This is a genomic window from Bradyrhizobium diazoefficiens USDA 110 (genome assembly GCF_000011365.1).
Lineage (GTDB): Bacteria > Pseudomonadota > Alphaproteobacteria > Rhizobiales > Xanthobacteraceae > Bradyrhizobium > Bradyrhizobium diazoefficiens.
Genome location: NC_004463.1, coordinates 2,753,513 through 2,767,222, shown reverse-complemented (window position 1 = coordinate 2,767,222; position 13,710 = coordinate 2,753,513). Strand labels below are relative to the sequence as shown.

The 13,710-nt window shown below is 67.2% G+C and carries 12 protein-coding genes; 6 read left to right on the top strand and 6 right to left on the bottom strand.

Annotated elements, in window-relative coordinates; all coding sequences use genetic code 11:
• Positions 1-29 precede the first annotated feature (29 nt).
• The 5 genes from BJA_RS12445 to BJA_RS12425 all read left to right on the top strand — a co-directional run bounded on the left by BJA_RS12445 (position 30) and on the right by BJA_RS12425 (position 4,763).
• On the top strand, positions 30-1,037 hold the full coding sequence (locus tag BJA_RS12445; RefSeq protein ID WP_011085318.1) for a polyprenyl synthetase family protein: 1,008 nt from the start codon (positions 30-32) through the stop codon (positions 1,035-1,037).
• A 398-nt stretch (positions 1,038-1,435) separates the two neighbouring features.
• The gene (locus BJA_RS12440) at positions 1,436-1,951 is read left to right on the top strand and encodes a winged helix-turn-helix transcriptional regulator (protein ID WP_011085317.1); all 516 of its coding nucleotides are present in this window, start codon (positions 1,436-1,438) and stop codon (positions 1,949-1,951) included.
• A 1-nt stretch (position 1,952) separates the two neighbouring features.
• Positions 1,953-3,215: a beta-ketoacyl-ACP synthase II gene (gene fabF / locus BJA_RS12435; RefSeq protein ID WP_011085316.1), complete on the top strand. Its 1,263-nt coding sequence runs from the start codon at positions 1,953-1,955 to the stop codon at positions 3,213-3,215.
• Positions 3,216-3,259: 44 nt separating this feature from the next.
• Positions 3,260-3,892, top strand: coding sequence for a LysE family translocator (locus BJA_RS12430; RefSeq protein WP_011085315.1), 633 nt, complete (start codon positions 3,260-3,262; stop codon positions 3,890-3,892).
• Complete coding sequence (locus tag BJA_RS12425; RefSeq protein ID WP_011085314.1) at positions 3,885-4,763, top strand: alpha/beta fold hydrolase; 879 nt, start codon at positions 3,885-3,887, stop codon at positions 4,761-4,763. The genes BJA_RS12430 and BJA_RS12425 overlap by 8 nt, the downstream gene beginning before the upstream one ends.
• A gap of 130 nt (positions 4,764-4,893) precedes the next feature.
• On the opposite strand, the gene BJA_RS12420 is transcribed toward BJA_RS12425, so the two are convergent.
• The 3 genes from BJA_RS12420 to BJA_RS12410 all read right to left on the bottom strand — a co-directional run bounded on the left by BJA_RS12420 (position 4,894) and on the right by BJA_RS12410 (position 9,563).
• Entirely contained in the window at positions 4,894-5,778 is an 885-nt protein-coding gene (locus BJA_RS12420; protein WP_038965922.1) for a 4-(cytidine 5'-diphospho)-2-C-methyl-D-erythritol kinase, read from the bottom strand.
• A 28-nt stretch (positions 5,779-5,806) separates the two neighbouring features.
• Positions 5,807-7,603: a tetratricopeptide repeat protein gene (locus BJA_RS12415; RefSeq protein ID WP_011085312.1), complete on the bottom strand. Its 1,797-nt coding sequence runs from the start codon at positions 7,601-7,603 to the stop codon at positions 5,807-5,809.
• A gap of 298 nt (positions 7,604-7,901) precedes the next feature.
• Positions 7,902-9,563: an electron transfer flavoprotein-ubiquinone oxidoreductase gene (locus BJA_RS12410; RefSeq protein ID WP_011085311.1), complete on the bottom strand. Its 1,662-nt coding sequence runs from the start codon at positions 9,561-9,563 to the stop codon at positions 7,902-7,904.
• Between the two features lie 135 nt (positions 9,564-9,698).
• Here BJA_RS12410 and BJA_RS12405 point away from each other — a divergent pair, with 135 nt between their 5' ends.
• A complete protein-coding gene (locus tag BJA_RS12405; protein WP_011085310.1) occupies positions 9,699-10,514 on the top strand; it encodes a uracil-DNA glycosylase in 816 nt (271 codons plus the stop codon).
• A gap of 117 nt (positions 10,515-10,631) precedes the next feature.
• Here the strand turns inward: BJA_RS12405 and BJA_RS12400 are convergent, their stop codons facing one another.
• From BJA_RS12400 to BJA_RS12390, 3 genes are all read right to left on the bottom strand, one after another.
• The gene (locus tag BJA_RS12400; RefSeq protein ID WP_011085309.1) at positions 10,632-12,140 is read right to left on the bottom strand and encodes a glycosyltransferase family 39 protein; all 1,509 of its coding nucleotides are present in this window, start codon (positions 12,138-12,140) and stop codon (positions 10,632-10,634) included.
• A 245-nt stretch (positions 12,141-12,385) separates the two neighbouring features.
• Complete coding sequence (locus tag BJA_RS12395; protein ID WP_011085308.1) at positions 12,386-13,171, bottom strand: ribonuclease HII; 786 nt, start codon at positions 13,169-13,171, stop codon at positions 12,386-12,388.
• 76 nt (positions 13,172-13,247) lie between these two features.
• On the bottom strand, positions 13,248-13,703 hold the full coding sequence (locus tag BJA_RS12390; protein ID WP_011085307.1) for a VOC family protein: 456 nt from the start codon (positions 13,701-13,703) through the stop codon (positions 13,248-13,250).
• Positions 13,704-13,710 lie beyond the last annotated feature (7 nt).

The following is a 13,710-nucleotide window of genomic DNA, read 5'->3' as shown; positions in this document are numbered from 1 at the left end:
CCCTTCCGGGGCAAATATTGGAGACCGGCGTGGCCGTCATCGTACCTTTCGAAACTCCCGGCGCGTCGATCGAAGAGCTGGTTGCCCTTGTCGCCGGTGACATGGAGCGCGTCAACGCCACGATCCTGTCGCGGACCGGTTCCGACGTAACCATGATCCCGGAGGTCGCCAACCATCTGATCTCCTCCGGGGGCAAACGCCTGCGGCCGATGCTGACGCTCGCCATGGCGAACCTTGCCGGCTACACCGGCGACGGCCACATCAAGCTGGCGGCCTCCGTCGAGTTCATGCACACCGCCACCCTGCTCCATGACGACGTCGTGGACGAGAGCGAGATGCGCCGCGGCAAGCTGTCGGCGCGCATGCTCTGGGGCAATGAGGCGAGCGTGCTGGTCGGCGACTTCCTGCTCGGCCAGGCGTTTCGCATGATGGTCGAGGTCGGCTCGCTCCGCGCGCTCGACATTCTTTCCGCGGCGGCCGCCACCATCGCCGAGGGCGAGGTGATGCAGCTTGCGGCCGCCAAGAACACCGCGACCACCGAGGACGAATATCTCGCCGTGATCCGCGGCAAGACCGCCGAGCTGTTCGCGGCCGCCTGCGAGGTCGGCCCCGTGATCGCGAACCGCCCGAAGGCGGAGCAGACCGCCTGCCGCTCGGTCGGCATGAATCTCGGCATCGCCTTCCAGCTCGTCGATGACGTGCTCGACTATGGCGGCAAGAGCGCCAAGCTCGGCAAGAACACCGGCGACGATTTCCGCGAGGGCAAGATCACGCTGCCGGTCGTGCTCGCCTTCCGCCGCGGCAACGACACCGAGCGCGCCTTCTGGATCAAGGCGCTGGAGCGCGGCGAGATCGGCGATACCGACCTCGACCACGCCATCGGCCTGATGAACAAGCACCGCGCGCTCGAGGACACGCTGAGCCGCGCCCAGCACTACGGCGCCATGGCGGTGGACGCGCTGGCGCTGTTCCCGTCGTCGCCGATGAAGAGCGCGCTGGAGCAGGTCGTGGCGTTCTGCCTGGCGCGGTCGCATTAGCGGCCTGAGGGTCTTTCTGCTTCTGCTATCAACCCCGTCATCCTGAGGCGCGAGTGGCGCGATGCGAAGCATCGCGCCGGGAGCCTGCACGGCCCGGGCCGTCGCCCTTCGAGGCTCGCCGAAGAGGCGAGCACCTCAGGGTGACGGTGTTCGATCAGTGCGCATTGCCCCCAGATCGTCATTGCGAGCGCAGCGAAGCAATCCAGAGTCCCTCCGCGGAAACGGTCTGGATTGCTTCGCTGCGCTCGCAACGACGGAGCAAGGCGCGCAAGCCCTGCTCGCCAATTCGCATTTTCAAATCACAGAGACAGGTTCGCAATCGCACAACTCGCCCGCGCGCGATGAAGCTGCTCACCTAGTAACTTGCATTTTGCAAGTTACTCTCCTATCCTCCCGCCATGCAGCCCAAATCCCCCTCCATCCTGGAATGCCCGGTCGGCCGCGCCGTGGAGACGGTCGGCGAATGGTGGAGCATATTGATCCTGCGGGATGCGTTCCAGGGCGCGACGAAGTTCGACGAGTTCTCGCAAAATCTCGGGATCGCGCCGAACATCCTGTCGCGGCGTCTCGCCCATCTCACCGCGTCAGGCATGTTCGTCCGCCGCCGTTACAGCGAGCGGCCACCGCGTTACGAATATGTGCTGACGGACAAGGCGCGGGATTTCTTCCCCGTGGTCGCCGCGCTGCTCGCCTGGGGCAACAGGCATCTCGCACCGAAGGGTGAATCCATTCTGCTGGCGAGCCGGGCCGATCGCCGTCCGTTCGACCCGGTCGTGGTCGATGCCGCCGACATGCAGCCGATCACGCTCGACAATGCGGTCATCATCGCTGGGCCGCGCGCCAGCCGCGGGATGCGCAAACGGCTCGCTTCGCTCAAGGCCATGAACCCGGCCATTGCGCCGGCTGGAGACTGATATGCGTCGTATCGTCGTGACGGGAATGGGCGCGGTGTCGCCGCTCGCCTGCGGTGTCGAACTGTCCTGGCGCCGGCTGCTGGCAGGCCAAAGCGGGCTGCGTCCCCTGCCCGAATGGGCGCAGGCGCTCCCCGCGCGCATCGCGGGCCTCGTGCCCGACAAGGCCGGCGATGCGGACGGCGGCTTCGATCCCGCGCAGGCCGCCGCGCCGAAAGACCAGCGCAAGATGGACCGCTTCATCCTGTTCGCGCTGCTCGCCACCGCCGAAGCGGTCGCACAGGCCGGATGGACACCGCAGGACGCGAGCGCGCTGGAACGGACCGCGACGGTCATCGGCTCCGGCGTCGGCGGCTTTCCGGCGATGGCGGAGGCAGTGCGCATCACCGAGCAGCGCGGCGTGCGCCGGCTCTCGCCATTCACGATCCCCTCGTTCCTCGCCAATCTCGCCGCCGGCCACGTCTCGATCAAATACGGCTACAAGGGACCGCTGGGAACGCCGGTCACGGCCTGCGCCGCCAGCGTCCAGGCGATCGGCGATGCCGCGCGCATGATCCGCGCCGGCGAGGCCGATGTGGCGATCTGCGGCGGCGCGGAGGCCTGCATCGACATCGTCAGCCTCGGCGGCTTCGCCGCGGCGCGCGCGCTGTCGAGCTCCTTCAACGAGGAGCCGAGGCGCGCCTCGCGCCCGTTCGATCGCGACCGCGACGGCTTCGTCATGGGCGAAGGCGCCGGCATCCTGGTGATCGAGACGCTCGAGCATGCGCTGGCGCGCGGCGCGACACCGATCGCGGAGATCGTCGGATACGGCACGACGGCGGACGCCTACCACATGACGTCGGGGCCGCCCGATGGCGACGGCGCGCGCCGCGCCATGGAGATCACACTGCGGCAGGCGCGGCTTGAGCCCGGCGAATTGCAGCACCTGAACGCGCATGCGACGTCGACGCCCGCCGGTGACGAAAGCGAGCTTGGCGCGATCGGCGCGCTGTTCGGCCGTAGCCGCAGCATCGCGGTGAGCGCGACCAAATCGGCCACCGGCCATCTGCTCGGCGCCGCCGGCGGGCTGGAGGCGATCTTCACCGTGCTCGCCTTGCGCGATCAGGTCGCGCCGCCGACGCTCAATTTCGAGAACCCCGACGCGAGCGCTGATGGCATCGACATCGTCTCAGGTAGCGCGCGGCCGATGCCGATGCGGCACGCCATCTCCAACGGATTTGGCTTCGGCGGGGTGAATGCCTGCGTGATCTTCCGCCGGATGGACTAAACGACGGGCCTTGCAATCGCCCCAAGCATCGCTACGACAGCAGGATGACCGACACGAATTTCTGGCTGTTCCTTGCCGCGGCATCTCTCATTGCCGCCATTCCCGGCCCCGGCATTTTCTACGTGGCGGCGCGGACCTTGTCCGAGGGGCGCGGCAGCGGCTTTGCCTCGACCGCAGGCACGGCGCTGGGCGGGCTGGTTCATGTCGTCGCCGGCAGTCTCGGCATCTCCGCCATCATTCTCGCCAGCGCCGAGCTGTTTGGCGCCGTCAAATTCGTCGGCGCGCTCTATCTGGTCTGGCTCGGCATCAAGACGTTTCGTAGCGCCGGCCGCGCACTGTCGCTCGAAAGCGAGCCCGTCGGCGACAGGCGCGCATTCCGCGACGGCGTGCTGGTCGAGGCGCTGAACCCGAAGACCGCGGCGTTCTTCCTCGCCTTCATTCCGCAATTCCTCGATCCCATGGGATCGAACCCCACGCTGCAATTCATCGTGCTCGGCGCGATCTCGGTGACGCTAAACACGCTCGCCGATGTCGTCGTGGTGCTGATGGCGTCCGCGACGCGCACGCAACTGATCGGACGGCCGCACCTGATGCGGCGCCTCACCCAGGGCTCCGGCGTCTTCATCGCGGGCCTCGGACTCTCGCTCGCGCTGGCGCGGCGGCCGGCAAATGGCTAGCGCCCCGCAAAGCCGCTTCTATGAATCGCACGGCCTGCGGCTGCATTATGCCGATTGGGGCAACGAGGGCGCGCCGCCGCTCATCCTGGTCCACGGCGGCCGCGATCATTGCCGCAGCTGGGACGTCATCGCCAGATCGCTGCAACCGCATTTTCACGTGCTGGCGCCCGACCTGCGCGGCCACGGCGATTCCGACTGGACCAAGGGCGGCAGCTACGCGCTGACGGAATATGTGTACGATCTCGCCCAGCTCGTCCGCGGCGTCGCAGCGCCTCAAGTGACTCTCGTCGGCCATTCGATGGGCGGCATGGTGAGCCTGATCTTTACAGGATCGTTCCCCGAGCAGGTCGCGAAGCTGGTCGTGCTCGACGGCGTGACCATGTTGCCGGACGCGCCGAAGCCGCCGGCGCACGAGCGCATCAGCAAATGGGTCGGCCAGCTCGACAAGCTGCACGACCGCACGCCGCGCCGCTATTCCACCCTCGCGGATGCCGCAGCGCAGATGGTGCTTCACAACAGGCGGCTCTCCCGCGACCTCGCGCTGCATCTTGCAACGCACGGCGCGCGACGGAACGAGGACGGCACCTATAGCTGGAAGTTCGATCCCTACCAGCGCGCCTCTGCGCCGCACCGGCTCTGGCCGGACGATCACGTCGAACTCTGGTCGCGCATCGCCTGCCCGACGCTGTTGCTGAATGCCGGCGAAAGCTTTCTGGCGGGTGCCAGGGCCGCAGGCCTGGAGCGCTATTTCCCGCAGGCGCGTGTCGAGACCATCGCCGGCGCGGGGCACTGGCTGCAGCATGACAAGCCGCAGGAGGTGTTGGGTGAGATCCGGCGGTTTCTCGGGCTGGCCGAGGACGGCGCGGGTTAGCTCCACTGCCGTAGGGTGGGCAAAGCGAAGCGTGCCCACCACTTCGATCGCGTCACTTGGATGCATGTTGGGCACGGCGCTATCGCGCCTTTGCCCACCCTACGGCAGTGTCGTCGGAGAAATACCTAAATTAGCTCAACGTCCCCGCATGCACCCACCAGCCGGGGTGATCGCGCCGGATCTTTTCCGCGGCAGCATGTGCCTCGGCCGGCGCGCCATAGATCGCAAAGCAGGTCGCGCCCGAGCCGGACATGCGGGCGAGCTTGACGCCGGCGGAGTCGCGTAGCGCCTCCAGCACCTCGCCGATGACAGGTTCGATGCGCATCGCGGGGGCTTCGAGGTCGTTGGCGACGGTTTCGAGAACCTCGACCCAGTCGGCAATCGAGGCGCCCTCCTCCGGCCAGGCCGGGGCTCCGATGACGGAGGTGGCGCCGACCAGCAGCTCGCCGTTGCGCAGGCCCAGCGCCTGGAACACGTCCTTGGTCGCGACCGGCACGCGCGGATTGACCATCACGCAGGGCATGCTCGGCAGCGCGAGCGGCAGCAGCTGCTCGCCGACGCCGGTCATGTCGCAGGCGCGCGAATACAGGCACACCGGCACGTCGGCGCCGGTCGCGAGCGCGACCTTCTGGAGGCGGGGATCATCGAGCGACAGGTTGTTGAGACGCGCCAGCAGCCGCAGCGCTGCCGCTGCATCCGCCGAGCCACCGCCGATGCCGGCCGCGACGGGCAGCACCTTGTCGAGCGCAAAGGCGCCCAGCTTCAGGTTCGGCACGGCCTCGGCCAGAAGCTTTGCGGCCTTGAACACGAGATTGTCGGCAGTATCGCCGCATGCTGCGGCCAGCGGCCCGGTGGTGGCGAGCTTCAGCTCGCCGCCCGGCTCCAACGTGAGCCGGTCGGCGCAATCGGCAAACGCCACCACGCTTTCGAGATCATGATAGCCGTCGGCACGACGGCCGACCACGCGAAGGCTCAGATTGACCTTCGCGCGCCCCTCTTCAATCAACGCCGGCATCGGCGACACGCCCCCAACTTCACTCAGCTTAGCCGCCCTTGCCGTCGTCCTTCTTCTTCTCCGCCTGCGCGGCCGAAGAGTTCGAATTGTCCTCGGTGAGGCCGTTGGCGATCTTGGCCTCGATCTTCGGAAGCTCATCCGGCTCGGGCTTGAGATCGCGGGCGTGCGACCACTGGAATTTGGCTTCCAGCGTGCGGCCGACGCGCCAATAGGCATCGCCAAGGTGATCGTTGATGGTGGGATCCTCGGGCTTGAGATCGATCGCGCGCTCGAGGTTCTTCACCGCCTCTTCGTAGTTGCCGATGCGGTAGTAAGCCCAGCCGAGCGAGTCGACGATGTAGCCGTCGTCGGGACGCTGCTCGACGGCGCGCTTGATCATCTTCATGCCTTCGTCGAGGTTCACGCCCTGGTCGATCCAGGAATAGCCGAGATAGTTGAGGACATGCGGCTGGTCGGGCTGCAGCTCGAGCGCCTTCTTCATGTCGGCTTCGGCCTTGGCCCACTGCTTGGAGCGCTCCTCGCAGATGCCGCGATAATAGTACCAGACGCTGTTGGCCTTGTCGTTGCCGGCCGGCAGCACGTCGACGCCCTGCGAATAGGTCGCGCCGCAGTCGCCGAACTTCTTGCGGCCGCGCTCGATGTTGCCGAGCGCCATGATGGCTTCGAGATCCTTGGAATCCTCTGACGTGACGCCCTTGAGGATCTTGATCGCCTCATCGGTGCGGTCGGCGGAATCCAGATCGATGGCGAGCTGGATCTGCGCGTTGCGCTTCAGCGGCGAGGTCGACGGCACGCGCTCATAGACCTTGATCGCCATCTGCGGCCGCTTCACCGATTCATAGAGATCGGCGAGCGAGAGCAGCGCCAGCGGATGGGTCGGCTGGAGGTAGAGCGAGAGCTGGAGATAGACCAGTGCCAGATCCTCGCCGCCGCGGCGGGTCAGCGTGGCGCCGATGCCGTAGAGGGCCTCGGCAGCGCCGGCCTGCGCGGAATCGACCAGCGGCGGCAGCTTCTTGCCGGCCTTGGTGTCGCGCAGCCCTTCCACGATCAGCGGATGGCGGGCGAGCTTCTTGTCGAAGGCCTGGTAGACGGTGGTCGCGGCGGCCGCATCCTTGTTGCGCGACAGCCAGCGCGCATAGGCCTCGGTGACGCGCAGCATGGAATCGTCGAGCTTGTAGGCGCGCTCGAAGCGCGTGCCGGCGTCCTTCTCCTTGCCGGCGAGTTCGAGGATCATGCCGGCGTGGAGATCCTTGAACAGCGGATACCATTCCGGACCGGCGAGCTTGTCGATGGTGGCGACAGCACCCTTGGAATCGCCGGCGCCATAGGCCGCCCAGCCCGACAGCAGCGTGGCGACGAGATCGGTGATGGGGCCGCGGATCGACTGGTTGATGTTGGTCTGCGCAGTCGCGTATTTCTTCATCTTGAGATCGTGCACACCGACGACGAGGCGCGCGACGCGGTTGGTCTTGTCGATGGTGAGGACACGCTCGGCGAGCTTGACCGCTTCGTCGATGTCGCCGTCGGCGACCGAGGAGATGAAGGCACGGTCGAGCAGCTCGTTGTTCTTCGGATCGGTGCGGAGCGCCGAGCGGTAGAATGCGGCGGCCGAGGTTGCGTCGCGCTCGACGCTGGCGTGGCGGGCGGCGAGATAGCTGCCGGAGGTCGTGAGCGACTTCAGATCGTTCCGGGTCGGAAACTGCGCCGCCGTATCGGACGGATGATCCGGCGTCTGCGCCAGGACCCTGCCGGGGACCGTCGCGATCGCTGTGCCCATGAGGGCGATGGCGGCGACAGTCCAGCGGTTGAAACGATTTGAAAGCATCAGGGCTCGCCTTGAGTTGGTAGTGCCTGGGTTTGCAGCAGAAAGCCGTCTCGCATGCGAACGCGGCCGGTGGCATCGGGACCCGGAACCGTCAGGTCGGACAATGCCGCTTTTGGCGGTTTACCGCAAGGATTCGGACCGGGCGATCGCCTCCGAACGCCCCAAATCGGACAAGAGCGCCCCAAGACGCCGCCACTATGGCCTTATCGTGGCCGCGACAGGTGGCCGCGGCCCGGTTCTCACGCGAACGTGCGGCAGATCACCCTTTGTGACCAGGTCCGCGCTGATTGGACCGCCCTTACATCGCCTCGTAGTTCGGACCGCCGCCGCCCTCCGGGGGAACCCAGGTGATGTTGCCGTTGGGGTCCTTCACGTCGCAGGTTTTGCAGTGGACGCAGTTCTGGGCGTTGATCTGGTAGCGCGGGCTCGCACCCTCCTCGACCCACTCGTAGACGCCGGCCGGGCAATAGCGATTCGAGGGACCGGCGAACACGTCGTGCTCGGAGGTCTTCTGGAGGTTCATGTCGGCAACCCGGAGATGGACCGGCTGGTCCTCCTCGTGATTGGTGTTGGACAGGAATACCGACGACAGCTTGTCGAACGAGATCTTGCCGTCCGGCTTCGGGTAGTTCCTCGGCGCGTGGCTCTTGGCCGGATCGAGCGTCGCGCGATCGGGCTTGGAATGCGACTGGGTACCGAACAGCGAGGCGCCGAACAGCGTGTTGCACCACATGTCGAGTCCGCCGAGCGCGACGCCGAGCACGGTGCCGAACTTCGACCACAGCGGTTTGACGTTGCGGACCAGAAAGAGGTCCTTGCCCACGGAGGAGGAACGCCACGCGTTCTCGTACTCGACGATCTCGTCATTGGCGCGATCGGCCGCAAGCGCTGCTGCGACATGCTCGGCGGCCAGCATGCCGGTGCCCATCGCATTGTGCACGCCCTTGATGCGCGGGACGTTGACGAAGCCGGCCGCGCAGCCGATCAGCGCGCCGCCGGGGAAGCTCAGTTTCGGCACTGACTGATAGCCGCCCTCGGTGATGGCGCGCGCGCCATAGGCGAGCCGCTTGCCGCCCTCGAAGGTGCCGCGGATCGACGGATGGGTCTTGAAGCGCTGGAACTCGTCGAACGGCGACAAATAGGGATCGTCGTAGTTCAGATGCACGACGAAGCCGACGGCGACGAGATTGTCGTCGTAGTGATAGAGGAACGAACCACCGCCGGTCTTCAGGTCGAGCGGCCAGCCGAATGAATGCTGGATCATACCCTTCTGGTGCTTGGCGGGATCGATCTGCCAGACTTCCTTCAACCCGATACCGAACTTCGCCGGCTCGCTCTTGGCGTCGAGCGCGAACTTCGCAATCAGCTGCTTGGTCAGGCTGCCTCGGGCGCCTTCGGCGAACAGCGTGTATTTTCCTAGCAATTCCATGCCGCGGGTAAAGGAGTCCTTCGGCTTGCCGTCGCGGCCGATGCCCATGTCGCCGGTGGCGATACCCCTGACCCTGCCCTCCTCGTCATAGAGCACCTCGGCCGCGGCGAAGCCCGGATAGATCTCGACGCCGAGCGCCTCGGCCTTGCGCGCCAGCCAGCGGCAGACATTGCCGAGCGAACCGATGTAGCAGTGATGGTTGTCCATCAGGGGCGGCATCATGAAGTTCGGCAGCTTGATCGCGCCGCCGCCCGTCATCCAGTAGAAGCGGTCGTCCTTCACCTGCGTCTTCAGCGGACAGTCGGAATCCTCGCGCCAGTCGGGAACAAGCTTGTCGAGCCCGGCCGGATCGATCACGGCGCCGGAGAGAATATGCGCGCCGACCTCGGAGCCCTTCTCCACCACGACGACGTTGAGATCGGCGTTGAGCTGCTTCAGCCGGATCGCGGCCGACAGGCCCGAGGGGCCGGCGCCGACAATGACGACGTCGAATTCCATGGATTCGCGCGGGGGAAGTTCTTCGGTGCTCATCTGATCTCAGCCCTTGAGACGGTCCTCGGTCGTTTGCGCCCTCTTGTTTCCGATTTTTCCGGATAGGACAACCACGGAAATGCGTTCCAGTGGGATGCATGGCGCCCCAAACTGATATAAAAGTCTGACTTTCGCATGATCCCCGAACCCGCCCCCACCGTCCGAGAGCTTCTCGCCTTCTATCTGGAGGCCGGTGTCGACTGCGCGCTTACGGAGGAGCCGATAGACCGCCTGGCGGAAATCGCCGCCCCGCCGCCGGTCCCGCGCGCAGCAGCGCCGGTCGAGGCGCCGCGGCCGGTCGCCGCGCCTGCGGTGATCCGAGGCGAGGCCGCACCCGCGCCCGACGTCGCGATCGCCTCGGCACGCGAGGCTGCGCGCACCGCGCCGACGCTCGAGGCGCTACGCGAGCTGATGCAGGGCTTCGAGGGCTGCGCGCTGAAGCACACCGCAACAAGGCTGGTGTTCGCCGACGGCAATCCGCAGGCGCGCATCATGTTCGTCGGCGAGGCGCCGGGCCGCGACGAGGACATCGAGGGACTGCCCTTCGTCGGGCGCAGCGGCAAGCTGCTCGATCTGATGATAGGGGCCATAGGCCTCAACCGCACCACGGCCTACATCGCCAACGTGATTCCGTGGCGGCCGCCCGGCAACCGCACGCCGACGCCGCAGGAAACGCAAGTGTGCCTGCCCTTCATCCAGCGCCAGATCGAGCTGGTGAACCCCGACGTGCTGGTGACGCTCGGCAATCCCTCGACGCAGACGCTGCTCGGAACGCGCGAAGGCATCATGCGCACCCGCGGCCGCTGGTTCGACTACGAGACCGCTGGGCGCACCATCCGCGCGCTGCCGACCTTCCACCCGGCCTATCTGCTCCGCTCGCCGTCCTACAAGCGGCTGGCCTGGCAGGATCTGCGGGCGATCGCGAAGGTGCTGGGGCAAGGCACGGTGTAACCACACACACCGTCATTCCGGGGCTCGCGAAGCGAGAGCCCGGAATCCATCGAGCGGCAGAGTTGGTGGATGAATGGATTCCGGGTTCGCGGCTTTGCCGCGCCCCGGAATGACGGGTTAGGCCCCCTTCGGCCGCACGATGGCCCAGCCGATGCGCAGCAGCTGCTGGCGGCCGGTCACCAGCCATTCGAAGGCGCGCGGCACTTCCGGCACTATGCCGGGAAAGCGCTTGAGGATGTCCGGCGGCGGCGTGCCCGCGGTGTCGGCGGCGCGCCAGACCACGACGCCGCCGGTCTCGCTGAACTTGGCCTGATTGATCCACGGCGTGCGCGCGGGCTCGGCATCGATGAACAGATGTGGGCGGCCGGAATGCAGCGCGATCAGGCTCGCAAGCTGGGTCTCGCCGGCCACCGCACGCAGGCGATGGTTGGTGCGGCGGGCAAAGCTGTCATCGAAAAAATCCGAGATCGCACGCGCCGGCATCGAGGTCGCGATCTCATTGGCGCCGGTCCAGGGCAGGAACAGGACGGCGAGCACGACGCCGGCGGCGGGCGCCACGACGGCGGCGGCCCACACCGTCCGCAGCATCCGCGCGCGGCGCATCGCGATGAGATCGCCGGCACCCACCACCACGGCGAGCCCCGACATCACCAGTACCACGCCGGCACCGCCGACGACGGACTCGAGCCCGAACAGGCCGGAGATCAGCACCGCACCGAGCGCCGGCGCCAGCGCGAAGAAATAGACGAAGTTGCGCGCCAGCGGCTCGACCGGCGGGCGGTAGATGATCGGCGCCTCCTCGCCCTTGGCGAGGAACAGGCCGGTGTTGAGGAAAGTCAGCGCCGGGATCGCCGCCGCGCCAAGCACGAGCCCGCCGAGCAGCCAGGCCGCGTGGATCGCGCGGGTGCTCAGCTCGGCGACCGCAGGCAGGGCCGGCAGGACCAGCGTCTCGGCGCGCATCAGCCAGACGGCATAGGGCAGCGCGAGCACGGCGACGACGATCAGCGCGAACAGCGGGTCGAGCGCGAGCAGCGTGCGGCGGCCGCCGGCGGTCGCAAACGCGAAGACGACGAGCAGCAGGAGCAGGAAGACCGCCGCGGGCGTCGTCAGCAGCAAGAGCCCGGCCTCGATCGACCAGGCGAACCAGGCGTTGCCGCGGCGCTGGCCGATGATCTGCCAGGAATGCAGCAGCAGCAGCGCCCACAGCGGTCGCGCCAGCACCAGCGGGCCGAAATCGAGCGCGGGCGAGGAGAAGGCCAGCACCGTCATCGTCAGCAGCACGGCCAGCACCGCCTGCTGCGAGCCGACCACGGCGCGGGAGAGATGATAGAGCGCGATGAAGGTCGCGATCTCGCAGACCTCGGCCAGCACATAGACGCCGAACATGTGGCCGCCCGCGGCGCGATAGGCGATGTCGGCGAGCCAGACCGGCAGCGGCGGGCCGAGATCGGTGCCGACCTGGTATTCCCTGCCGAAGGCCAGGAGGGTCGCAAGGGTGCCGGGCGGGCTGCGATAGAACGCCAGCGCCACGAACAGCCACATCGCGGCCTGGAGCAGCACGACGATCCACACGATCAGCCGCGGCCGGGCGCGAATGAGCTCGATGACCAGGGAGGTAAACCGCATGCAACGCCCGAAAGATGCAGCCAACCCGTCCAGCCGGCCCTATTCGCTCACGAGTGTTTTGATAAAGGGCGCTACGCGTTGTGGCAACGACCGTCTGCTCGTCATGCCCGGGCTTGTCCCGGGCATCCACGTTCTTCGTACCTCGGCAAAGACGTGGATGGCCGAGACATAGGCGAGCGGAAGCGACGCCATTCTTCGGACGGCTAGGCCCGGCCATGACGATGTGGAGGTTGCGGGACTAAACCCTAGAGATTCGCCGACGCGTCGATCTCAACGCTTGCTTCCAGCTGCACCTCGACCTCGGTCGCCGCGAACAAGTCGCGCACCGGCTCGACTGTCCAGGGCATGTGCTTGGCGCGGGCGGCGGCGACGGGGGCGAAGAAGCTGCGGTGGTGGACGGTCGGGCCGAGGCGGTTCAGCGCGTCGAGATGCTCGGGGACGCCGTAGCCCTTGTGCTGCTCGAAGCCATAGCCCGGGCAGTCCTGCGCCAGCGCGCACATCAGCCGGTCGCGCGTCACCTTGGCGACAATGGACGCCGCCGCGATCGACAGGACGATGCCGTCGCCGCCGATCACGGCCTCGCAGTCGCATGCCGTATCGAGCCGGTCGCGGCCGTCGACGAAGACGTGGCGGGGCGCCTCGGGCAGCGCCACCACGGCGCGCTTCAGCGCCCACAGCGAGGCGCGCAGGATGTTGTCGCGGTCGATCCGCGCGGGCGAGGCGACCGCGACCGAGACCTGCGCGGTGGCGCAGATCTTGTCGAACAGCTTTTCGCGCTGCTCCGCCGTCAGGCGCTTGGAATCGTCGATGCCACGGGGAATGCGGTCGGGGTCGAGAATCACTGCGGCCGCCACCACGGGACCTGCGAGCGGCCCGCGGCCGGCCTCGTCGCAGCCCGCAACCGGCCAGATGCCGCGCTTGATCAGCGCGCGCTCGCGGCGGAAGCTCGCCTTGACGGGCGCGGCCTCCTTTACAGCAGCCTTCTTTGGCGCGTCCTTGGCCGGTCTTTTGGCGGATTTATCCCGAATCATGGCGGGGATCGTGCGCAAGCGGCCCTGCTTGCGCAACCGGGAACCCCTCGCAATTCCCGTTATTCAGGCGAGCCGCCTACTCGGCCAGATGCACCCGCCGGTCCTCACCGACCTCGATGCCCGGCGCGACCACGACCTCCCAGGGATGGCCGTCGGGGTCGGCGAAATAGCCGGAATAACCGCCATAGTCGGTCTCGTGCGCCGCTTTCAGCAGCGCGGCGCCCTTGTCGACAGCGAAGGCCAGCACCGCATCGACCTCCTCGCGCGTGGCGCAGTTCCAGGCGAGCGTGATGCCGCGGAAATTCGTCGGCCTGGGCTTATCCGGCAAGACCGCGTCGGCCGCGAGCTGGCCCCAGTGAAACAGGGCGAGCACCGGACCGCCGGTATCGTAGAAGGCGACGGCCTCGCCGGTCGCCTTCAGCCGGCGCGAAAAGCCGAGGGTATCATAGAACGCGATGCTGGCGCGGATGTCGCTCACACCCAGCGTGATGACCGTGAGCCGCGGCACCGGGGGCGGCAGTTCCTTACTCATGACACAC